Origin of the sequence: Flavobacterium sp., assembly GCF_044339515.1 — a bacterium.
In the GTDB taxonomy this organism is placed as follows: domain Bacteria; phylum Bacteroidota; class Bacteroidia; order Flavobacteriales; family Flavobacteriaceae; genus Flavobacterium.
Genome location: NZ_JBIIVK010000030.1, coordinates 19,020 through 41,192, shown reverse-complemented (window position 1 = coordinate 41,192; position 22,173 = coordinate 19,020). Strand labels below are relative to the sequence as shown.

The following is a 22,173-nucleotide window of genomic DNA, read 5'->3' as shown; positions in this document are numbered from 1 at the left end:
ATTTACGCTGATTTCTTTTTTGTTTGCTGATGCAAAAATGGATTTTAGCGGATTTCATTTGGTTTAAAATTGTGTTTTGTTTTTACTTTTTTTAATGGCACACGGATTTTAAAGGATTAAATGGATTTACGCTGATTTCTTTTTTGTTTGCTGATGCAAAAATGGATTTTAGCGGATTTCATTTGGTTTAAAATTGTGTTTTGTTTTTACTTTTTTTAATGGCACACGGATTTTAAAGGATTAAATGGATTCACGCTGATTTCATTTGTTTGCTAAGCAAAAAAGGATTTTAGCGGATTTCATTTGGTTTAAAATTAGTGGTTTTTATTTATTTTTTTAAATTCGTTTGAATATATTTTTCTTTTTATTTCGGGTGTTTTTCCAAAATTAAGTAACAAGGCTACTTCAATTTTAGTTGCTTTTAAATAGTTTACGACTTGAATTTCATGTTCTTTTATTAAGGTTTCACATGCTTTTAATTCGATAATTATTTCATCGTTTACAATTAAATCAGCAAAATATTCTCCAACAATTTCATTTTCATAAAAAACTGTAATCGGTTTTTGTCTTTTACAATTTAATCCTTTTTTCTTTAGTTCAATTGACAGTGCATTTTCATACACTTTTTCTAAAAATCCATATCCTAAAGTATTGAAAACTTTATAAAATGAATTAATAATTTCTGCTGTCATTTCTTTGTGTTGCAAGGCGTTTAATTTTTAATATTGAAAACTTATTTTAGTATAATCGTAATCTGTTCAAATCCATTTCGACTAAGTCGATAAATTTATCTGTGAAAATCTTCTCTATCCATTACATCCGTGTTCTATTATTATTGACATCTAATATCTTCTCCAATACACTATTCAACTCAATCAAATCGTTTTCGGTGCTTTTAAACGTTTTTCGTTGTCGTTTGATGAGCATAACTGCTTTTTCAATCAGAGCAATATCTTTTCCGGTTTTTTGATGTACTTTCTTGATGAAATCGTCATCTAATTTCTGCGTATCAATTAAATAATCTTGTCGCAACTTTTCAAGGAAAAAAATAATTTTCTTTTCCATAATCGTATCGTGATTTCCTTCTTGAAAATACAAATTTCCAATCGTTTTTGTAAAATCGACGGTTGTATTTTCCAATGGTTTGACAATCGGAATTATCCTTTGTTTACGTTTGGCATTAAAAATCATAAAGATAATCATTCCGATTAAAAACACATACCACGCCCATTTTAGTCCTTCATTACTCAAAATAAATCGCATTGGCGAATCGGAAACAGAACTATTATAGGTTTTATTAGGATACCAATAAATGTTTCCTTTTGGAATATATGATAACACTTTTTCTGCATATTGATAATTTCGGTCTTTCAACAAATAGTAGTTTGTGAAGGCGAAAGGTTGCGTATGAAGATAAAAATTTCCATTGCCATGGTTAACTTTTATAAAATTCGCATAAGTTGAATCTTTAGTTTTGTGATAGCCCAGTACCGTTGTTTTTAAGGTATCAAATGAGGAAAAATGATATCCGGAAACACCCATTTTCATTTGATATTCTTTGTCGTCTACTTTTTTGTTGGCAAAATACGTTTCTATTCGATCGTCGAAATAATGATTTTGTACTTCGATTCCTAACGAGTCAACAAGTTTATTTGAAAAGTCACTCATGCTCAAAAAGGCATTATTTCCGTGTGATACAAAGTACAAAATTTCTTCTGCTGAAGATTCATCAATATTATCGTAATTATCAATAGCTAAAAATGTACCTTTTATGGTGTATGTATTTACGAGAGTATCAAAATCATAATAGGCATCAAAGAATTCATAAGGTGTAACTTTTATCTCCGTGACAGAATCACCTTTAAAGAAATTATTTTTTTCTTCCTGAAAAACTTTTAGTCCAAATGGAATTTTTGATTTAACATCAAAACTCGGCATCCAGTTGATAGGACGAGGACGATTAGCATCAACTACTACAATTAATGCCATCATAGCAACTAAAAATACGATATATATTTTAATTGTTCTACTCATCAGATGGATTTGATAATTTTTTCAAAAGCGGATTTGGCTTTTTCGAAGGTTGATTCGTCTAACTCAAATTCGCCATACCAAATGTAATTGTATAAATAGGAAACGTATTCAAAATCTGATTTGAAGATTGGCTCTTTTAATTCATACAAATAGTCAGAATTTGTTTTTTCTATATCCCATTCAATCATGTTTTTATCGCTCATTTTTTTCAAAAGCCACAAATAATAGTAACGAATGCTCAATCGTTGTTCACCCGATTTGAGAGTTTCTTTGATGAGCTTTTCAAAATCAACTAAGTGAATATTTTTTTCAATATCTTCATAATGAATGACTTTTTTATCCGATGATTTTCCAAAAATCCATTGTCCTTCACCATTCATAATGGATTTTACAATTAAATAAATTACAAAGACAATTAGGATAACTGCAAGCGATTTGATTAAAATATCCACAACTTTACCGGAAACGGTATCGCTGCTAAGATTGAAAAGGTTTTTAAAAAAATCGGCTAACCATTTTTTAAAACGATCCCACCAATTCGATTCTTTTACAGCTTGTTCGTAAATGTATTCGCTGTCTTGGTAGTTGTCTTTAAAGTTTTCTTCAAAGCTTCTAGTTTCAATAGTAGAAGAATCGATTTTGATATCCTTTTCGGTAAAAATGATTTTTTCTTCAGCCACTTCATCATAGGTCAACGTGTCTTGCGAAAAAGAATTTAGGCAACTGAGTAAAAAGATTATGTAGAGGATTTTATTCACTTTCCGTACCTATCAAATCAATATCGTTAATTGTATTTCTATTTTCATTTTGTTCTCTTAGACTGTAGTAGATGATACCGCTATTGACCACCAATAAATTGTTTAAAATATAGCTAAACAACATGGCCAAGCACATAAAAACGACCATCATTATGGATAAGAAAGACAGTGATTCTTCCGGTGAACCTTGGTTTTCAATACTGGTAAAAACAGACGCAATCCCAATTATATAAGGAACCATCGAAAAAATACTGATGACAATTTGAACAATAAAATACATCACGATGGTGGATCCAATAATTGGCCAAAAATTTTGTTTTAACTTGTCAAAGCCTTTTCCCAAAGCATTAAAAATACCAATCTCGGCATTCAGGTATTCGTAGAAACTCAATTGAACAAAAGCTAAAAGTGCTGGACCTAAAATGATTAATAACAAAAATCCAACTAAAATAAACATCAAAGCAACTACTAAACCCAACACGATTAATCCGGCAGTCATTCCCAGCAAAAAGAGAACGAGTAAAAAGATGAGCATTTTACCGAATTTCGACTTTAGTTCGGCGATAATCTCTTTGGATTCAAAATGATTTCCTTTGTGTTTGTCATACAAGTTCATATAAATGATAGGGAACGCATAATTGATTAGGGATATAAACATAATCAACAAAAAGAAAAGCAAGAAAACGCCAATAATCAATCCAATGTTATTATTAAAATAATCTTCCAAAAAATTTGGAGCTGACGAACCAATGTTGGCAAACATCATTTCAAAATATACTTTAAAAACAAAATAAGTGAGTACCATTAACAGAATCAAAAGTGTTCCGTTAATGATAAAATAATTTTTAAAAAAATGTTTTCCTGTTATTCTAAAGAAGGAAAACGTATCACTTATATAGTCGCTAAAATTTCGTTTTTTGAAAAGTTGAAACATAATTTTATGGTTTTAATGGTAAAGCTTTTAATTTTTTATTTACTATAAACGGAAAAATTAAAAAATAAAAGGAAATCAAACTCAAGGTGCCTAAAATGATTATTACATTCAACCAATTTGGCATTTCTAAAGCATATCGCGTCACGAAGCCCTCTAAAAATCCGGCAGCAATTGTAAATGGCATGGTACTCAAGAATATCTTTAATCCGTTTTTAAAACCAATTTTAAATGAGTTTAAGCGAGAATATGTTTTTGGAAAAAGGATAGAGGCACCCAAAATAAATCCCGCGGCCGTTTCAATCACGATGGCAAAAATTTCCATGGAACCGTGAATCCAAATCCCACGCACACTTTCCCAAAAAACACCTTCTTGGTAAAAAAAGTATTGGAATGAACCGAGCATAATGCAGTTTTGAAGCATGATATAAAATGTACCGATACCTAGAAATATTCCCCAAATAAAACATTGAGCTCCCACATAAAGGTTATTCATGGTTATGGCAATAAATCCACCCCAATTGCTTCCACTTTTGTAAACAGCAACCGGATTTCCGTCTTTAATGTTTTCCAGCGTCATATTTACATAACTATCGCCTAGAATAAGTCGGACAAAATCAATATCATACTTAGCTGAGATGACACCAATTCCGGTACACAAAAAGAACAAAACGAAAGCATAAACCAGGTATCTTCTGTATTCATAAACAATCAATGGTACTTCGGTAGAAAAAAAATAAACGATTCTATTTTGCTCTGTTCGCTTGGTTTTATAAATCTTTTGGTAAATTTGCGAAGCAAGATAATTAAGGTACACCACCGTCTTACTTTTAGGGTAATACGTTTGTGCATACGACAAATCATTGACCAAATGGATATACAAACTAGCCATTTCATCAGGATTTTTCTTAGCTTTACCAAAAATAGCTTGCTCAAATTCGAGCCATTTTGCTTTATTTTGCTTTATGAATGCAACTTCTCTCATGGTTTGCTAAAATATAAAATATGTCAGAATTATCCATAACGACAACACAAAATGTTACAATAAATTTTTCAGCAGCGTCTGTTGGACACCGAATGTTAGGCTATTTACTTGATTTACTGGTGAAAGCAGCTTATGTTGTTTTGATTTGGGGTATATTTTTTTACTATTTGGGAATTAATCAACAAATGACCGGATTAGATAATTGGTCTTATTACGCGATTATTATTTTGGTTTATTCGCCGGTAATTTTTTATTCATTGATTTTTGAAAGCATATTAGAAGGACAAACCATTGGCAAACGATTACTTCAAATGAAAGTGGTTAAAATAGATGGTTATCAAGCCTCTTTTGGTGATTATTTAATGCGATGGCTATTTCGAATAATTGATGTGAATTTAAGTAGTGGAGTGATTGGCTTAATTGCTATGATTACCAGTTCAAAAACACAACGTCTTGGAGATATGACTGCCGGAACTGCGGTGATAAGTTTGAAAAATGACATCAATATTAATCACACTATTCTAGAAGAAGTAGATACGGCTTACGTTCCAACTTATCCTTTAGTGATTAAGTTAAGTGATAACGATGCCCGAATTATCAAAGAAACATTTAACGTAGCCGTGACTAAACGTGACTATGCTACGTTGATTAAACTTCGAAACAAAATTGAAGAAGTGACCGGAGTCAAAAACATTTCAGGAAACGATACTGATTTCATAAGAACAATTTTGAAAGATTATAGTTTTTATACGCAGAATATGTAAAAGGGGCAATATCAATAACAATGGCAATAAAAAGGTCAATTTTAATAAGAAAAATAAATGTTTCACCTCCTCGACATCATCGGAACCATGGCTTTTGCAATTTCCGGTGTTTTAACAGCGTTGAATAAAAAACTCGATCCCTTTGGGGTTTTTATCATCGCCTTTGTGACAGCAGTGGGTGGAGGAACATTGCGGGACGTACTCATTGGAAGAACTCCCGTCGGTTGGATGCAGGATTTAACGTATGTTTACATGATTTCACTCGGATTTTTTATAGCTCTTATCTTTAGAAAAAAATTAGACCGTTTGCGAACCTCACTTTTTTTATTTGATACGATTGGTTTGGGCGTTTTTACATTAATTGGTTTAGAAAAAGGAATTGAAACCGGTTTGCATCCCATCATTTGTATTGCTTTAGGAACTATGACAGCTTGTTTTGGTGGCGTAATTCGCGATATTTTGTGCAATGAAATCCCTATTATTTTTAGAAGAGAGATTTATGCAACGATTTGTATTATTGGTGGAATGGTATTCTTCGCCTTAAAACATTTTAATCTGAATAACGATGTGTTGTATTTAGTCACCTCGTTAGTTATCATCACGATTCGTTTAATGGCTGTGAAATTTAGATGGTATTTGCCAACCATTGGAAAAGCTTAACGCGTAATGTAAAGAAAACCCTGTAATGGTTTCGGATAATCCGGATCGTTTAGGAAAAGTAAATAGAAATAAGTTCCATCTACGGAAATGTCATTATTCCACTTTACTTCTTCGGTCACTTCACCTCGCCAATCTTCGGTGTTTTGATTTCCTTTCCAAACTAAATGTCCCCAACGGTTGTAGATTTCAATTTCAAAATTCAAGAAAATATCCCGTAAGCCATCAATAAAGAAAAAATCGTTAAAACTATCTTCGTTGGCTGAAATAAAATTGTAAACAGTGGGCGGACAGTTTTTTGTTATTAATTCTAATGGCGTTATACTAAAACACGATTCATTTTCAATTCGAATGTAAAGAATTGTTCCGGTGTTTGTTTGATAATTATTCAGGTTGATAATCGGATTAAGATTTAATTCTGCATCTGAAAGTGTTAGATGAAAACTAATATTATTTGAAAAATCAACCAACAATGAATTTTCAATTGAAGTTAAATCGAAGGTTCCAACACCAAAACCCTCGTTACAACTGTAAATAGGTTCCAACACATTAAATTCAGGTGAAAATAGAAGCGAAACAGTTTCAACATCTAAATTATTATTTTCGTTAATTTCATTCACAATTCCAGTTCCATCGCCCACATCATCTACTGAAAATGTCAGTTCAAAAGTGTTAGAAATTTCATTTGGAATAGAAAGTGTAATTGTATTAGATTCACTACCATTAACTTCAATAACATCGATTGTAGCGGTGGTTTCAATCAAAACACCGTTGGCATAAATCGCAATAGGCGTATTGGCAGGAAGTGGATTAGTAGATTCTAAATTATATACCGTGTAATCTACCGTAATTTCCCTGGAATCACATTCTAAATAAAAATTATCAATTGAAATGGCAGCATCGGGAAGCTGACTGTTTAATTTGGTCACAACGGCATTAATCATCACAAAATCTTGACCGGAAGTTAACGCAATTTCAGCTGTTTGATCACCGGGTTGGATAAAGTTTTGGATTTCATAAATATCCAAATCCATATTAAATAAGTTGTTACTTCCAGTGATTGAGTTTGTTCCATTAAAAGCATTATTAGCCGGATTTAAAGGAGGATTACTAAGTAAGTTTCCATTGATAAGTAATGTTTCATTAACTGCCAAATTAGAATCTCCCTCCCAAGCAATAAAACCTATATTTGCTCCCTGGTTGTCGATCACGTTAAGACTATCAAGAGAAAAATTTAAAGACAAATTACCTCCTCCAATATAGTCCAAACCATCATAAACATTGAGTTGATTGATTGGTAAATCATTATTTCCATAAATAATAATAATAGCCCATCCTGCAAAATTAGTAGCGTTGTTACAATAACTCGGAATAATTGCAGTAAGATCTAATTCTGATAGGGTATAATCTCCATTTCCTGTATTCAAGACTTGTTCGGTTACGTCTTTAAAAGCACTAAAAAAAATTAAACCGGAGGAAGATTGTGTCAAATTAAATGTTCGATCAGGAACAATATCGATGTCATTTAGCTTTACATTAAAATCTCCGGAGCCTGAGCCTGCCCAATATAGATAAGCTTTTTCCAAGGTGTCATCCGGTTGTAAATCCAATTGAGCAGAGGAGAAAGTATTGATGATACAAGGAGAATTTAAAATTCCCAAATTTTCTTGTGTATTTAAAGTATTTCCAATAAAAGTAAAATCAAAACGACCATTAAATTGCTGATATAATTGTACATCTTGCCCGAAGACCGGGAATAAAAAAAAATGTAGCCACCATAACAGAAAATAATTGTATTTTCGTTTCATATTGAATCGTTGTCTTTATTTGGGATTTAAAGATACTATTTTTATTTATTAAGATTTATATTTTGCAAAAGTTCGTACCAAATTATACTGTCAGGACATACACATCAGCGGATTATTCGGCTTGGAATGACTTTATCGCTCAAGCAAAAAATGCCACTTTTTTGTTTCATCGCGATTTCATGGAATACCATCAAGATCGATTTGAAGATTATTCATTAATTGTTGAACAAGAAAACAATTGGGTTGCAATTTTACCGGCAAATAGAGTAGGTGATGTGGTTTTTTCTCATCAGGGTTTAACATATGGAGGTTTGGTTTTTAAAGAAGATTTGAAGTTAGAAAAAGTAATTTTTATTTTTAAATCACTTATAAAAGAACTTTATAAAAGAAAAGTTAGTAAATTGATTTTGAAAGAAATACCAATTATTTATTGTGATTTTTTTTCTGATGAAACAAAATATATATTATTTTTATTAGAAGCAAAATTGATAAAAAGAGACACCCTTGCTGTTATTGACTTGTTGAAAGAAATACAGATAGCAAAAAACAGAATAGAAGGTGTGAAAAGAGGTTTAAAAAATCAATTGATTGTTAAAGAAGAAAATGATTTTTCATCGTTTTGGGATAGTATCTTGATTCCTAATTTAATAAATAAACATAATGCTAAGCCAGTTCATACACTAGAAGAAATTACTATTTTAAAACAGAAGTTTCCAAAAAATATTAGACAGTTTAACGTTTATAAAGAAAATGAATTAATTGGCGGAACAACAATTTTTGAAAGTAAAAATGTAGCTCATTCGCAATATATTTCTGCTAATTTACTTAAAAATGAATATGGAACATTGGATTATCTTCATCATTATTTGATAACAGAAGTATTTAAAAATAAACAATTTTTTGATTTCGGAATTTCAAATGAAGAGCAAGGGAAAAAATTAAATGGCGGACTTTCGTATTGGAAAGAGAGTTTTGGATCAAAAATTTTAACCCAAGATTTTTATGAAGTTCAAACTAAAAATTATTCCAAATTGGAGAAAGTGATTATATGATAAAATTTTTAGATTTAAAAAAAGTCAACCAACGATATGATAAAGCTTTTCATGAAAAGTTGGAAGAGTTCATGCAACGAGGTTGGTATATTTTGGGAGATGAAGTAAAATTATTTGAAGAAAATTTTTCAAACTATTGTCATTCAAAACATTGTATTGGTGTTGGAAACGGACTTGATGCATTGGTTTTAATTTTTAAAGCCTACATCGAATTAGGAAAATTACAAAAAGGAGATGAAGTGATTGTTCCTGCAAACACCTACATTGCCAGCATTTTATCGATTTTGCAAGCCGATTTAGTTCCTGTTTTTGTTGAGCCAAAATTGGAAACTTACAATTTGAATCCGGTTTTAATTGCTGAAAAAATTACATCCAAAACAAAAGCTATTTTAGTTGTTCATTTATACGGTCAATTAGCAGAGATGGATAAAATTGATGGTATTGCAAAGCAAAATAATCTATTAGTTATTGAAGATGCTGCTCAGTCGCATGGAGCAGAGTTGGGAGTTGGGAGTAAGGAGCTAGGAGTCAGTAATGCGAAAGCTTACAGCTTTTATCCTTCTAAAAACATAGGATGTTTGGGAGATGGTGGAGCAGTAATTACGAACGATGATGAATTAAACAAAATCATTCGAGCCATTCGAAATTATGGTTCCGAGAAGAAATATGTGAATGATTTTATCGGAATCAATTCGCGTTTGGATGAATTGCAAGCCGCTTTTTTAAATGTGAAATTACCTGAATTAGATGCAGATAATCAAAAGCGGAGAGAAATTGCTAATCGTTATTTAGCTGAAATCAAAAACGATAAAATTGTCTTGCCTTTTTATGATGGTTCAAAAAATCATGTGTTTCATTTGTTTGTTATTCGCACAGAAAAGAGAGATGAATTGCAAGAATATTTAAGTGAAAACGGAATCGAAACCATGATTCATTATCCCATTCCGCCACATCAACAAAAAGCTTTGAAAGAATTTGGTTTGTTATCTTTCCCAATTACGGAAAAAATTCATCGTGAGGTGTTGAGTTTGCCGATGAGTCCGGTGTTGACGGAAGAGGAAGTGAGTAGAATTATTAATGTATTAAATCGTTATTAATGAGATTATTCAATAAAATAAAACAATTACTTTTTGTTGAACTCAGAATCTTGAAGTTCAAAATTTTATCTGACTGTAAAAAGACAATTGGAAAATCAAAACTTTATCATCCATTATTATTGAAAGGAAAAGGAACTATTGAATTTGGTGAAAAGGTTCAAATTGGTGTGATTGCTTCGCCGAATTACTATTCTCATTATACTTATTTAGAGGCTAGAAATGAAAATAGTCGAATTGAAATTGGTGATAATGTTTCTATAAATAATTCATTTACAGCTGTAGCTTTTTCAAAAATTGTAATTGGAAATAATGTTTTAATAGGGGTAAATTGTAGCATTATAGATAATGACGCTCATCATTTAGCTATTAATAAACGTGATCAAATAGATAATTCTAAAGAAGTTATTATTAAAGATAATGTTTTTTTAGGATCTAATGTTACCATTCTTAAAGGAGTAATAATTGGTGAGAATACTGTAATTGGAAATGGTTCAGTTGTTACTAAATCAATTCCTGCAAATGTCATAGCAGCAGGCAATCCAGCTCGAGTGATCAAAGAACTATTGTGATACATTATTTAAAAAAAAATATGCTTTTAAAAGTACTTTCGCTGAACTCTCTTTCAGTGATTGTAAATTTTATTTTAGGTATTGTTTCTTTAAAAGTAATATCCGTTTATTTAGGTACACCCGGAATGGCTTTAACCGGTAGTTTTAGGAATTTCACAGCTCTTTTTAAATCGCTTTCAACAAATGGTTTTTCTCAATCGCTCATTAGATTATTCGTTGAAAATAAAGAGGACAAAAAAGAAGTTTCTGCAGTTGTTTCTACTTTCTTTTGGCTTTATATTTTGTTGTCGGTTTTCTTTGGAGTTTTAATTATATTATTTTCCGAAATGCTTAGTTCTTTTGTTCTGCGAGATATTCAGTATAGTTTTTACATTAAAATATTTGGACTTATTTTACCTTTTTTTGCTTTACAAACGTTTATGTCTTCCATATTTAATGGATTATTGTGGTTTAAAAAAATTGTTTTTCTACAAATTATTTCTGCCATTTTAGTTTTTATTACCACCGTTTTATTGATTTATTATCAAAAGATTGAAGGAGCATTGATAGCCATCGTTTTAGCTGATTTTATTCTTTTTTTAATTGTATTGTTTGTTGCTTTTCAAAATAAAGCCTTTCTACAATTCGATATACAAAAGATTATATCCAAAAAGTATTTGAAAGTAATTCGTAATTTCTCGTTGATGGCACTGTTAAGCGGAATCGTTGTGCCTTTAAATTTTATATTAATTAGAAATCTCATAATAGATACTCACTCAATTCAGCAAGCCGGTATATGGGATGCTGTGAATAGAATATCAGGGTTTTACATGTTATTTTTTACAACCGGTTTTTCATTTTATTACATTCCAAAATTATCATCAATCCAAACACAATCAGAATTTAAAGTTGAATTGAAAAATTATTTCAAAACCGTTATTCCAATTTTCGCACTTTTGGTTATTCTCTTCTTTTTCTTCAAAAGTTTAATTATCCAAATTGCTTTGACTCAAGAGTTCCAAGAAGTAAAAACGCTTTTATTTTGGCAGTTAGCAGGTGATTTTTTTAAACTTTTAACATTGGCTTTCGGATATCAAATTTTGGTCAAAACAATGATGAAAAAATATTTTATAGTAGAATTATTTTATAACATTACTTTTTTATTTTTTTCCTTCATTCTAGTGAAAGAGTTATCATCATTAGGAGTTGTTCGAGCATATTTAATTGCTAATTTTTTGAATTTTATACTTATAATACTAATGTTCAGAAAAACATTTTTTGTTTCAGAAAAAAGTTAACTTTTCCAAACCTCCAAATACTTCTCCGCAATCCGCACATAATCATGCTCTTTTTCAATAAAAGCTCTCGCATTTTTTCCAATTTTGATGATTTCCTGTGGGTTTTCAATTAAGAGAGATAGTTCTTTCACCAATTCATTCACATCAGGCAAAGCATTGATGGCAACTCGTTCATTTAATTCATAATAGTCTTCGAATTCTTGTTCAGCTCCGGTGAAAACTACTTTTCCTTTTGCCATCGCTTCTAAGGCATTGTAACCTTGATCGTAGGCATAAACTTGGTCTAATACGATATGTGACTGATCTAAAACTGTTGAATATTCATCATAAGGAAGATTTTCAACTTTAATTATCTTGACCTTATTGGAATACTTTTTTTCAATACTTTCCAATGCTTTTTCAAATAAATCAAGACCTTTTCGTTGATAACTGTGGCGATTGATGCCTAAAAAAATAATAATTTGCTCCTCTATAGTCAGTTCCTTAAAAATAATCTTATTTGTATTAATAGGGTTTGGAATTAAACCTACATATTTAGTATTTCCCTCTAACGGAATAGCATAATCCATATCACTGGCTATAACTCCTTCTATATTTTTGTATAAAAAATGATGTAATTTTAAATGGCTTTTGGATAAGTATTCAAACATGTAATTATAAATATTGCTTCTCTTGTCTGATTCAAAATAGGGTGTAAGGGTTGAATATTTAAATTTTTTTTCTACCATATACTGCATACAAACGGCATCTGTTCCACACGAAAGCAAGAATAATTTTTTGTTTTGCTGTATGATCTTTTTCAGTAAAAAAATTTCAAATCCGGCAGTCGTTTTAACGGATGCTTCGTTAATCAGTTGAACAATATCATAGTTTTTTAATTTACTCACTAAAAAATAAAAACGAATACCTCGTTCTATTTTAGCAAAATCAAATTTTGAGATTTTAAATACAAATCGACGTAAATAAAGAATTGGTTTCGATTTACTTATTTTTGCATCAATAGAATAATCAACCGGATAGTTTTTAAAATCATCACCATCACCCACCAATGTCACTTCATGACCCAAATGGATTAATCCTTCTTTAAGTGAATTATGCAATCTACTGTATTCTCCTATCAATAATATTCGCATGAAAAAATTATATTTGTATTAAAAATAATTTTGTGCAAGATAAGAAAACTAAAGTTTGTTTAATAGGAACAAGTTTCTCAGGCGGTGGAGCAAATAAAAATCACGCTTTAATTTCTAAAATGTTTCATCAACATGGGTTTGAAACACACAACGTTATTGTAGTCAATTCCATTACTTTTGAGTATGAAGGTGAATTGTTCAACATGGGACTTCACCAAAAAAAAGGAATACTTAATAGGTTTCATCGTTTTATTTTACTCCGAAATTATATCAAAAAGCAAAATTTTGATTTTATCATTGATTTTAGAGATAGAAGTAAAATGATACAAGAGTTGTTGGTCAATCGATTTATTTATACTGTTCCTTACATCCCAACCATCAGAAGTTTTTATTTGAATTATTATCTACCTGAAAATAAATTTCTGGCTAGACTTTTATTTCATAATGCTTTCGGAATCGTAACGGTTTCTAAGGGAATTGAACAAAAAGTAAAAAAAGAGTATCATTTTGCGAATGTACAAACAATCCTCAATCCTTTGGATATTGAACAAATCCGAGTATTGTCAGAGGTTTCCATTACAATTGACGAACCATTTATTGTGGCAGCCGGTAGAATGGATAAAGAAGAACATTTAAAACAATTTGATCAATTAATCAAAACGTATGCTACTTCTAAACTACCTCAAAAGCATATTAAATTGGTTTTATTGGGCGATGGTACCGATAGAAAACGATTAGAAGATTTATCAGCAAGTTACAAAATGGAAAAAATGATTCTGTTTGAAGGATTTAAATGTAATCCGTATGCCTATTTTAAAAAAGCCATTTATTTAGTTTTGTCCAGTAAAAACGAAGGCTTCCCAACTGTTTTAAACGAAGCTCTTGCTTGTGGAACACCTGTAGTTTCATTTGATTGTGAATCTGGTCCAAATGAAATCATTGAACACGAAGTTAATGGCTTATTAGTTGATAATCAAAATTTTGAAGCCTTAAAAGACGCTATGGAACGAATGGTAGAAGATACCGCTCTATATCAAAAATGTAAAGACAATGCTCAAAACCGAAAAGATTTTCATTCCTTTGAAGAGATAATGAAAGATTGGAAAGTCTTTTTAAAAATGAATACCTAATGAACATTCAACTCATACACATTCCAAAAATAGAAGATCCGAGAGGAAATTTATCAGTGATTGAACATGAAGTAGTTTCTTTTGATATAAAAAGGGTTTACTATCTGTATGATGTTCCGGCAGGAGCGGAGCGAGGAGGCCATGCCCATATTCAACAACGAGAATGTTTAATTGCTTTGAGTGGCAGTTTTGAAGTTATTCTTAACGATGGAAAAACAGAAAAAACGATTACACTTAATAAACCGTTTGAAGGTTTATTGATCAACGAAGGAATTTGGCGTGAACTTAAAAACTTTTCATCAGGATCGGTATGTTTAGTTATAGCTTCAGAAGTATTTGAAGAAGCAGATTACATTAGAGATTTTAATGAATTCTTAGCTTCAAAAAATTAGCGATAAGCATTGGTTTGAACATTAAAATGTTCCAATTTCTTTTTAAAATAGTATAAAATTTGTAAAAGAAAAGTGGGCAAATTAAACAATAATTTCGTTTTCCAATGCAAATTTTCCTTTGAGATGGCTTTTTTATAAAAGTGAAATGATTGTAAATCCCCAGCCAATTTGTGTTTCAAAGCAAATTCTGAACGATATAAATCCAAGTATTTTTTTAGGGAAGAATTTGTTTTTTCTTCGTTTGAAAACTTATCTAATTTAGAAAATCGTCGTTCAAGCGTTTTGCTCAACGAAATTCGGTTTTCTGTCGCCATGTGATAATAGGCAGTAACTTCATTGTCAAAAGCAACAGGATAGTTTAATGCAATTCGTATCCACATGTCAGTATCTTCGCCTGCTCCTAAAGTAATGTTTTCGTCAAAATGTCCTACTGTTTCAAAAACATCTTTTCTAACCGCCACGGCACTCGTCCAAGACAAACGGAATTTCATACTTGCATTAAAAAAATCAGATACAATCCCACTCCATTTTTCAGTTGGAATGGCATCAAAAACTGGCTGAATTATTTTTTTATCTGAAAAATAAAATTGATAATTGGTGGCTAATAATCCGGCTTCAGGAAAATTTTTATGTAATTGATACAATGATTCTAAATGAGTTGGAAACCAATAATCATCCGCATCCAAAAAAGCAATTAGCTTTCCTTTTGATTCGCTTATCCCTAAATTTCTTGCTTGTGAAACACCTTTGTTTTCGGTAGAAATCAATCTTAAACGTGCATCTGAAAAAGCATTTACTTTTTCTTCACTTTTATCAGTAGAACCATCATTAATCACTACAACTTCAAAATCGGTAAACGACTGATTAAAAACACTTTTTAAGGTGTTTTCAATTGCATTTTCTTTGTTGTAAAGCGGAATAATTATGGAAAAAAAAGGTTGCATTTATTTATTTTTCTGAGCAAATATAACCTAATCGATATAAATCGAAATAAAAAAGATTAGGGTTTTTACTCAAAATGTTCCGTTTTAAAAATTGCTCAGAAATCTTAAAAAGAAATCTTGTAATAAAAATTAATCTATATTTTTTTATTTTTTTATAATGAGCCAATAGTGGATTCAATTTTTCTATATCAACTTTATCCACCAAAAATCGCTTTCTGGAAACTACACTTTGTAATGATTTCTCAAAAAACATGTCGTTACTTTCCAATCCAACATGATAAATAGCATTCTCTATGTGAAGAGGAGTAATTTTCTTTGAAAAAAGTTGATAAGCAAAATAAATGTCCATGCCATAAAACTTTTCATTTTCAGTATAATTTAGTTCTAAAAATAACTGTTTCTGAATCAATATATTACCTGAAAAAACAAATTGAAAAGGTTTTTTAGTTTTAACAGTCACAGGTTTTTCTTCTCTTTCTTTTCCGTATTTATACCGTAATATTTTTGAAGCTTCCGGAAGATTATTTTGGTATTTATAACCCCCAAAAACCACAGTATTTGAGGAGTTTAAAAAAGTAATGTAGTTTTTTATAAAGTCTCCATTTTCAGGAATAACATCGGCATCTAAAAATAAAACCCAGTCAAATTTTGCTCTTTCGGCTAAAATTTGTCGCGTTTTGGTTCGACCAAAGTTTTTCTGATTTACTTCGTAATAACAATTTGTAAGCGAAGAAATTGATTTATTTTGAGAAATATAATTTTCAGAAGAACTATCTTCCAAAACAATAATTTCAAAACCAATTTTTTCCGAAATGCATTGCTTGTGTAAAGTATTTACAAGATTTTCAACAAAATAGTTATATGTCGGAATCAGGATAGAAAGCATCTAAACCGTTCTTTGTACCACTTCAAAAATAGTGCTGTCTTCACATTTCAATGTTTTGGAAGGGAATTTCATAATCAAAGCATAATCATGCGTACACATGATAATCGTTTTGCCGTTTTGATTGATTTTTCTAAGTACTTCCATTACTTCCACACTGGTTTGTGGGTCAAGATTTCCCGTAGGTTCATCGGCTAAGATTAATTCCGGATCGTTTAATAAAGCTCTTGCTATGGCAACGCGTTGTTGTTCACCACCCGAAAGTTGATGAGGCATTTTGTGCAACATCGATTTCATGCCAACTTTTTCCAGCACTTCGTCAATTTTTTGTTTCATTTCTGCTTTTTCTTTCCAACCGGTTGCTTTTAACACAAATTCTAAGTTGTCAAAAACACTTCTGTCGGGTAACAGTTTAAAATCTTGAAAAACAATTCCGATTTTTCTTCGCAAAAACGGAATATCTTTTTCTTTTAATTTAGCTAGATCAAAATCCACTATCGAACCTTCTCCCTCCGTCAAAGGCAAATCGGCATAAAGCGTTTTCATAAAACTACTTTTCCCTGAACCGGTTTTTCCAATTACATAGATAAATTCACCTCGATTGACTTCCAAAGAGATGTTTTTTAAAATCATATTTTGTTCCTGAAAAATATTGACATTCTTTAAGGAGGCAATTGTAGTCGACATAACGTATAATTTAAGTGGTAAAAGTACTAAGTTAACGATGGTTTTCAAAATTTTATTTTATTTCATTCATAAAACTCAACTTTCAAACCAGTAACTCGCAACCCGCAACTTTAAGAATTGTTTAAAACCTTGTTCATAATAAACACCTTCACAACCTCGTTACTACGTAAAGCAAACCCTAAATTTGTAAATCAAACAAAATCGAATCCCATGCAAAAGAAAAATTGGTTTATTTTCCTATTTTGGTTAGCGGTACATTTCGCCGCATTAGCCCAAAAAACAGAAATTTATACGCATGATTTAAAAGAGTACAATCGTGCCATTGAATTATACAAAGAAAAACAGTATCAATCGGCCCAAATTATTTTCAAGAAAGTTAGTGAAGAAAAAGCAAGTGATGAAGTGCAATCGGATTGTGCTTACTACATTGCCAATTGTGCCATTCGACTCAATCAACCGAATGCCGATTTGTTGATGGAAAAATTCGTAGCGGATTATCCGACGAGTTCAAAACACAATCAAGCCTACATCGAGGTGGCTCATTATTATTTTGATGAAGGAAAATTTCCGCAAGCATTGCAATGGTTTGAAAAAGTAGATGAAAGCAATTTAACAGCCGGTGAACGTGAACGATTTAATTTTCAAAAAGGTTATGCGAATTTTTCAGGAGGTAAGAAAAAAGAAGCAACAAGCTATTTCAATAAAGTTGTTAATTCCAAAGAATACGGTTCGCAGGCAAAATATTATTTAGGTTATATGTCGTATGAAAAAGACGATTACAAAGTGGCCAACGAATATTTTGAACAAGTGGAAGGCGAGCAGAAGTACAAAGAAAAAATGTCCTACTACCAAGCGGACATGAACTTTAAACTTGGCAATTTTCAAAAAGCAATTGATTTAGGAACGGCTGCCATGGCTAAAAGCGATGCCATGGAAAAATCGGAGTTAAATAAAATTATTGGCGAAAGTTATTTCAACTTGAAACAATATGACAAAGCTATTCCCTATTTGAAAGATTATAAAGGAAAAAAGGGGAAATGGAGCAATACCGATTATTATCTTTTTGGATATTCGTATTACAAACAAGGTGATTATGAAAATGCGATTAATCAATTCAATAAAATCATCAACGGAAATGATGGGGTTGCCCAAAATGCCTACTATCATTTAGGCGAAAGCTATTTAAAAACAGACAAAAAGCAACAAGCATTGAATGCGTTTAAAAATGCTTCGGAGATGGAATTTGATTTAAAAATTCAAGAAGATGCTTTTTTAAATTATGCTAAATTGAGCTATGAAATTGGAAATTCATACCAAACGATTCCAGGTGTTTTATCTGCTTTTCTAGAAAAATATCCAAATAATCCAAACAAATTAGAAGTCGAAAATTTGTTGATTAATTCATTCATCACTTCAAAGAATTACAAAGGTGCTTTAGAATTAATTGAAAAAAATAAAAACTTTTCCAACAAAGCAGCTTATCAAAAAGTTACTTTTTACAGAGGTTTGGAATTGTATACCGATGGTGATTTTACAGAAGCCATGAAAATGTTTAAAAAATCTATTGCCGAACCTAGAGATGCAAAATTTACCGCTCGTGCCACTTTTTGGAAAGGCGAAACGGAATATGTGTTGGATAACTTTGCCGATGCGATGCTAACATTCAAACAATTTGCCGGTTTTGCTGAAGCTAAATCAACTCCGGAATATAAAAATATCAATTACAACATCGGTTACACGCATTTTAAATTGAAAGAATACGAACAAGCCGCAACCTATTTTCAAAATCATATTGATGCCATAAAAGAGGATAAAGTGCGTTTGAATGATAGTTATTTGCGAATGGGTGACAGTTATTTTGTTTCGGCTAAGTATTGGCCGGCTATGGAAGCTTATAACAAAGCCATTGAGTTAAAAGGGGTTGACGCTGATTATGCTGCTTATCAAAAAGCCTTGAGTTATGGTTTCGTAAACAGAAATGACAAGAAAATAGAAGATTTGAATACGTTCCTGAAAAGTTATCCAAAATCGCAATACCGAGATGATGTTTTGTTCGAATTAGGAAACACATATACGAATAATAACAAATCGGATTTGGCTTTAAAAACCTATGATCAACTAATCAATGAGTACAAAAATGGTTCATTTGCAGCCAAAGCCATTTTGCGTCAGGGATTAATTTATTACAACGATGAAAAACCGCAATTAGCCATTACAAAATTGAAAAAAGTGGCTGCAGAGTATCCGCGAACTCCTGAATCGTTGGAGGCAGTGAACACAGCACGACAAATTTATGTAGACACCGGAAATGTAAATGAATACGCCGATTGGGTAAAAACATTGGATTATGTGGAAGTTTCAGATGCCGATTTAGATAATACTTCGTATGAATCAGCCGAGAAGCAATATTTACAAAACAATCCAAAAGGAGCAATTACCGGATTTAGTAATTATGTCACTCGTTTTCCTAACGGAATTCATTCATTAAAAGCTAATTTCTATTTGGCTCAATTGTATTTTGCAGATGGTTTAGAAAACAATGCGATTCCACATTATGAATTTGTAGTTTCTAAACCGAGAAGTGAATATACCGAACAAAGTTTGGCCCGTTTAACCGAAATTCATCTAAAGAAAAAAGATTATGCCAAAGCCATTCCCGCTTTAAAACGTTTGGAAGCAGAAGCTGATTTTCCTCAAAATATTACGTTTGCACAATCTAATTTAATGAAATCGTATTATGAACAAAAGGATTATACCAACGCTGTTTCGTATGCCGATAAAGTCTTGGCTAATCAAAAAGTAGATGACAGAATTAAAAGTGATGCTCAGATTATCATCGCTCGTTCTGCCATCAAAACCAATGATGAAGTAAAAGCAAAAGCGGCTTATGCCAAGTTACAAGCGATTGCAAAAGGTGAATTGGCTGCCGAAGCCTTATATTATGATGCCTACTTTAAAAACAAAGAAGGAAAATATGAACCGTCGAATGCTGTGGCTCAAAAATTAGCACAAGATTATTCCGGTTATAAATATTTTAGTGCAAAAGGATTAGTGTTAATGGCAAAAAATAATTACGCTTTAAACGATAGTTTCCAAGCAACCTATATTTTAGAAAGTGTAATCAAAAATTTTGAAGAGTTTACAGACGTTGTCGAAGAAGCTCAAAAAGAATTAGATGCCATAAAAGCCGAAGAATCTAAACGCAATTCATCCATCCAAAACTAATTTATTATACAAAAATGAAAGACATGAAGATTTCAACTCTAAATAAATCCATCGCAGTAATTCTTTTTTTGATAAGCCAAGTTGGTTTTTCGCAAAAGAAAGATGAAAACATCGGAACCGAAGTTGTGAATGTGGTGAAACCTTATTCTGCTACCATTTCGGATGCTTTTAAAGTGAAAGAAACACCCTCTTTAGATGATGATGATAATTCTAAAAAAGAAGAAATAAAATACAACATTTTTTCTTTTCCGGTTGCTTCTACATTTACACCTGCAAAGGGAAAAGCGGCTGGTGTTGATAAGCCTAAGAAAGAAAAATTATTCAGTAATTATGCTACCTTAGGTTTTGGAAATTATGCCCGAATTGTAGGCGAATTATTCATCACTGAACAATTGAGTCGTTCGGATTATGTGGGCGGAATGTTGCGTCACCACTCCTCACAAGGTGGAATTGAAGAGTTGATTTTAGATGATAAATTCTACAACACTTCATTGGATGTAACGTATGGAAGTCAGCAACGCAATTTCAATTGGAATGCCGATTTAGGATATCAACATCAAGTGTATAATTGGTATGGAATTGAACAAAATTACTTTAATCGAGATGAAGTTTTTTATAATCAAATTGATCCATCGCATACGTATCACAACTTCAATTTAGGGGGAAAAATCGGTTATGAAGAAAGTTTTTTCACCGGAGCCAGTGTAAAGTTTAATCGTTTTTGGGATAATTACGGCTCTGCTGAAAACCGATTTTTAGTTAAGCCGTCGTTTGAATTTGATATCATGGAAGCTGCCGTAAAAACCAATGTCATTGTAGATTATGTTTCCGGAAGTTTTGAACGCAATTATTTTGATTTGAATGAAATTAAATACGGTTTTACTAATTTCGGATTAAATCCATCCATATCATTAACGGAGGATGATTGGGCTTTTGATATTGGTGTTTCACTTTTTTACAGTGCTGATTTAGAAAATAGCGACAGTAAGTTTTTTATCTACCCGAACATTACCGCATCCTATAAATTAGTTGGCGATTTGATGATTTTTTATGCTGGTGCCGATGGAAATTTACAACAAAATACGTATCGTGAGTTCACCAACGAAAATCCATTTTTGTCACCCACATTATTAATTGCACCTACCAGCAGACCATATGATATTTTTGCAGGTTTAAAAGGAAAATTAGCCGGAAATGTAAGTTATAATGTGCGTGGTTCATTCATGCAGGAAAACGATAAAGCTTTATTTAGAAACAATGCGTTTCCGTTGTCTTTAGATCCGGCTTTACCAAATGATGTTGAACCGTATGCTTTTGGAAATTCGTTTGAAGTTGTGTATGATGATTTAAAAACATTGAGTTTCTTTGGTGAGTTGAAAGCAGATTTGTCTAAGAATATTTCTGCCGGAATCAATGGAACTTTCAGAAGTTTATCGGCAAAAAACCAAGAAGAAGTGTGGAATTTACCATCCATCACTTTTGGAGCTAATGTTGAGGCCAATATTACCGAAAAATGGTATGCCGGATTGAATTTATTCTTTGTAGGAGAACGAAAAGACCAAGTTATAGCACCGGATATTTTGAATGACCCTGCTTTTTATGCTTTTACAACTAAAACCTTAGACAGTTATTTTGATGTGAATGCTCATGTGGGTTATAAATACAACGAACGTTTGACTTTGTTTTTAAAAGGAAACAACTTATTTAACCAATCCAATGAACGATGGTTAAATTTCCCGGCTCAGCAAATTCAAGTGGTATTGGGAGCGAATTATAAATTTGATTTTTAATTTTTTTCTTAACCACGTAGCACACAAAGATTTTCACAAAGTCCGCAAAGTTCATTA

20 protein-coding genes are annotated in these 22,173 nt (G+C 31.6%); 10 read left to right on the top strand and 10 right to left on the bottom strand.

The window, feature by feature from the left end; all coding sequences use genetic code 11:
• Nucleotides 1-314: 314 nt before the first annotated feature.
• From ACIQ0M_RS09540 to ACIQ0M_RS09520, 5 genes are all read right to left on the bottom strand, one after another.
• On the bottom strand, nucleotides 315-707 hold the full coding sequence (locus tag ACIQ0M_RS09540; RefSeq protein ID WP_396151621.1) for a GxxExxY protein: 393 nt from the start codon (nucleotides 705-707) through the stop codon (nucleotides 315-317).
• Between the two features lie 106 nt (nucleotides 708-813).
• A complete protein-coding gene (locus tag ACIQ0M_RS09535; protein ID WP_396151619.1) occupies nucleotides 814-2,034 on the bottom strand; it encodes a DUF4350 domain-containing protein in 1,221 nt (406 codons plus the stop codon).
• A complete protein-coding gene (locus ACIQ0M_RS09530; RefSeq protein ID WP_396151618.1) occupies nucleotides 2,034-2,792 on the bottom strand; it encodes a DUF4129 domain-containing protein in 759 nt (252 codons plus the stop codon). Before ACIQ0M_RS09530 ends, ACIQ0M_RS09535 begins: the two co-directional genes overlap by 1 nt.
• Nucleotides 2,785-3,726, bottom strand: coding sequence for a hypothetical protein (locus tag ACIQ0M_RS09525; protein ID WP_396151617.1), 942 nt, complete (start codon nucleotides 3,724-3,726; stop codon nucleotides 2,785-2,787). The genes ACIQ0M_RS09530 and ACIQ0M_RS09525 overlap by 8 nt, the downstream gene beginning before the upstream one ends.
• Nucleotides 3,727-3,730: 4 nt before the next feature.
• Complete coding sequence (locus ACIQ0M_RS09520) at nucleotides 3,731-4,708, bottom strand: stage II sporulation protein M (protein WP_396151616.1); 978 nt, start codon at nucleotides 4,706-4,708, stop codon at nucleotides 3,731-3,733.
• Nucleotides 4,709-4,728: 20 nt separating this feature from the next.
• Here ACIQ0M_RS09520 and ACIQ0M_RS09515 point away from each other — a divergent pair, with 20 nt between their 5' ends.
• Together ACIQ0M_RS09515 and ACIQ0M_RS09510 are read left to right on the top strand one after the other, a co-directional pair.
• Entirely contained in the window at nucleotides 4,729-5,472 is a 744-nt protein-coding gene (locus ACIQ0M_RS09515) for an RDD family protein (protein ID WP_396151615.1), read from the top strand.
• Nucleotides 5,473-5,529: 57 nt separating this feature from the next.
• Nucleotides 5,530-6,132: a trimeric intracellular cation channel family protein gene (locus ACIQ0M_RS09510; RefSeq protein ID WP_396151614.1), complete on the top strand. Its 603-nt coding sequence runs from the start codon at nucleotides 5,530-5,532 to the stop codon at nucleotides 6,130-6,132.
• Here the strand turns inward: ACIQ0M_RS09510 and ACIQ0M_RS09505 are convergent.
• Nucleotides 6,129-7,937, bottom strand: a complete 1,809-nt coding sequence (locus ACIQ0M_RS09505; RefSeq protein WP_396151613.1) for a gliding motility-associated C-terminal domain-containing protein — start codon at nucleotides 7,935-7,937, stop codon at nucleotides 6,129-6,131. The two genes, ACIQ0M_RS09510 and ACIQ0M_RS09505, sit on opposite strands and share 4 nt — an antisense overlap.
• Nucleotides 7,938-7,999: 62 nt before the next feature.
• Between ACIQ0M_RS09505 and ACIQ0M_RS09500 the strand changes: the two genes are divergently transcribed.
• The 4 genes from ACIQ0M_RS09500 to ACIQ0M_RS09485 are packed head-to-tail and all read left to right on the top strand — an operon-like array spanning nucleotide 8,000 to nucleotide 11,932.
• Nucleotides 8,000-8,989 (top strand): GNAT family N-acetyltransferase, encoded by a 990-nt coding sequence (locus tag ACIQ0M_RS09500; protein WP_396151612.1) that lies wholly within the window; start codon nucleotides 8,000-8,002, stop codon nucleotides 8,987-8,989.
• Nucleotides 8,986-10,086, top strand: coding sequence for a DegT/DnrJ/EryC1/StrS family aminotransferase (locus ACIQ0M_RS09495; protein ID WP_396151611.1), 1,101 nt, complete (start codon nucleotides 8,986-8,988; stop codon nucleotides 10,084-10,086). Before ACIQ0M_RS09500 ends, ACIQ0M_RS09495 begins: the two co-directional genes overlap by 4 nt.
• Nucleotides 10,086-10,655, top strand: coding sequence for an acyltransferase (locus tag ACIQ0M_RS09490; RefSeq protein ID WP_396151610.1), 570 nt, complete (start codon nucleotides 10,086-10,088; stop codon nucleotides 10,653-10,655). The genes ACIQ0M_RS09495 and ACIQ0M_RS09490 overlap by 1 nt, the downstream gene beginning before the upstream one ends.
• A gap of 20 nt (nucleotides 10,656-10,675) precedes the next feature.
• Entirely contained in the window at nucleotides 10,676-11,932 is a 1,257-nt protein-coding gene (locus ACIQ0M_RS09485) for an O-antigen translocase (RefSeq protein WP_396151609.1), read from the top strand.
• On the opposite strand, the gene ACIQ0M_RS09480 is transcribed toward ACIQ0M_RS09485, so the two are convergent.
• Entirely contained in the window at nucleotides 11,929-13,065 is a 1,137-nt protein-coding gene (locus tag ACIQ0M_RS09480) for a glycosyltransferase (protein ID WP_396151608.1), read from the bottom strand. The genes ACIQ0M_RS09485 and ACIQ0M_RS09480 overlap by 4 nt on opposite strands.
• A 32-nt stretch (nucleotides 13,066-13,097) precedes the next feature.
• On the opposite strand from ACIQ0M_RS09480, the gene ACIQ0M_RS09475 reads away from it, so the two are divergent.
• Complete coding sequence (locus ACIQ0M_RS09475; RefSeq protein WP_396151607.1) at nucleotides 13,098-14,195, top strand: glycosyltransferase; 1,098 nt, start codon at nucleotides 13,098-13,100, stop codon at nucleotides 14,193-14,195.
• Nucleotides 14,195-14,587: a sugar 3,4-ketoisomerase gene (locus tag ACIQ0M_RS09470; RefSeq protein ID WP_396151606.1), complete on the top strand. Its 393-nt coding sequence runs from the start codon at nucleotides 14,195-14,197 to the stop codon at nucleotides 14,585-14,587. Before ACIQ0M_RS09475 ends, ACIQ0M_RS09470 begins: the two co-directional genes overlap by 1 nt.
• Here ACIQ0M_RS09470 and ACIQ0M_RS09465 read toward each other — a convergent pair.
• The 3 genes from ACIQ0M_RS09465 to ACIQ0M_RS09455 are packed head-to-tail and all read right to left on the bottom strand — an operon-like array spanning nucleotide 14,584 to nucleotide 17,101.
• Nucleotides 14,584-15,531, bottom strand: coding sequence for a glycosyltransferase family 2 protein (locus ACIQ0M_RS09465; RefSeq protein ID WP_396151605.1), 948 nt, complete (start codon nucleotides 15,529-15,531; stop codon nucleotides 14,584-14,586). The genes ACIQ0M_RS09470 and ACIQ0M_RS09465 overlap by 4 nt on opposite strands.
• Before the next feature lie 4 nt (nucleotides 15,532-15,535).
• A complete protein-coding gene (locus tag ACIQ0M_RS09460; RefSeq protein WP_396151604.1) occupies nucleotides 15,536-16,417 on the bottom strand; it encodes a glycosyltransferase family 2 protein in 882 nt (293 codons plus the stop codon).
• Complete coding sequence (locus tag ACIQ0M_RS09455; protein ID WP_396151603.1) at nucleotides 16,418-17,101, bottom strand: cell division ATP-binding protein FtsE; 684 nt, start codon at nucleotides 17,099-17,101, stop codon at nucleotides 16,418-16,420.
• A 210-nt stretch (nucleotides 17,102-17,311) separates the two neighbouring features.
• On the opposite strand from ACIQ0M_RS09455, the gene ACIQ0M_RS09450 reads away from it, so the two are divergent.
• On the top strand, nucleotides 17,312-20,326 hold the full coding sequence (locus ACIQ0M_RS09450) for a tetratricopeptide repeat protein (protein WP_396151602.1): 3,015 nt from the start codon (nucleotides 17,312-17,314) through the stop codon (nucleotides 20,324-20,326).
• Between the two features lie 23 nt (nucleotides 20,327-20,349).
• Entirely contained in the window at nucleotides 20,350-22,116 is a 1,767-nt protein-coding gene (locus ACIQ0M_RS09445) for a TonB-dependent receptor (RefSeq protein ID WP_396151601.1), read from the top strand.
• Nucleotides 22,117-22,173 lie beyond the last annotated feature (57 nt).

Excerpts from the sequence above, each read along its gene's own strand:
- ACIQ0M_RS09465 (WP_396151605.1), bottom strand. The coding sequence starts at position 15,531 with ATGCAACCTTTTTTTTCCATAATTATTCCGCTTTACAACAAAGAAAAT.
- ACIQ0M_RS09525 (WP_396151617.1), bottom strand. The coding sequence starts at position 3,726 with ATGTTTCAACTTTTCAAAAAACGAAATTTTAGCGACTATATAAGTGAT.
- ACIQ0M_RS09485 (WP_396151609.1), top strand. The coding sequence starts at position 10,676 with ATGCTTTTAAAAGTACTTTCGCTGAACTCTCTTTCAGTGATTGTAAAT.
- ACIQ0M_RS09535 (WP_396151619.1), bottom strand. The coding sequence starts at position 2,034 with ATGAGTAGAACAATTAAAATATATATCGTATTTTTAGTTGCTATGATG.
- ACIQ0M_RS09520 (WP_396151616.1), bottom strand. The coding sequence starts at position 4,708 with ATGAGAGAAGTTGCATTCATAAAGCAAAATAAAGCAAAATGGCTCGAA.
- ACIQ0M_RS09490 (WP_396151610.1), top strand. The coding sequence starts at position 10,086 with ATGAGATTATTCAATAAAATAAAACAATTACTTTTTGTTGAACTCAGA.
- ACIQ0M_RS09460 (WP_396151604.1), bottom strand. The coding sequence starts at position 16,417 with ATGCTTTCTATCCTGATTCCGACATATAACTATTTTGTTGAAAATCTT.
- ACIQ0M_RS09450 (WP_396151602.1), top strand. The coding sequence starts at position 17,312 with ATGCAAAAGAAAAATTGGTTTATTTTCCTATTTTGGTTAGCGGTACAT.
- ACIQ0M_RS09505 (WP_396151613.1), bottom strand. The coding sequence starts at position 7,937 with ATGAAACGAAAATACAATTATTTTCTGTTATGGTGGCTACATTTTTTT.
- ACIQ0M_RS09495 (WP_396151611.1), top strand. The coding sequence starts at position 8,986 with ATGATAAAATTTTTAGATTTAAAAAAAGTCAACCAACGATATGATAAA.
- ACIQ0M_RS09470 (WP_396151606.1), top strand. The coding sequence starts at position 14,195 with ATGAACATTCAACTCATACACATTCCAAAAATAGAAGATCCGAGAGGA.
- ACIQ0M_RS09515 (WP_396151615.1), top strand. The coding sequence starts at position 4,729 with ATGTCAGAATTATCCATAACGACAACACAAAATGTTACAATAAATTTT.
- ACIQ0M_RS09480 (WP_396151608.1), bottom strand. The coding sequence starts at position 13,065 with ATGCGAATATTATTGATAGGAGAATACAGTAGATTGCATAATTCACTT.
- ACIQ0M_RS09510 (WP_396151614.1), top strand. The coding sequence starts at position 5,530 with ATGTTTCACCTCCTCGACATCATCGGAACCATGGCTTTTGCAATTTCC.
- ACIQ0M_RS09445 (WP_396151601.1), top strand. The coding sequence starts at position 20,350 with ATGAAGATTTCAACTCTAAATAAATCCATCGCAGTAATTCTTTTTTTG.
- ACIQ0M_RS09455 (WP_396151603.1), bottom strand. The coding sequence starts at position 17,101 with ATGTCGACTACAATTGCCTCCTTAAAGAATGTCAATATTTTTCAGGAA.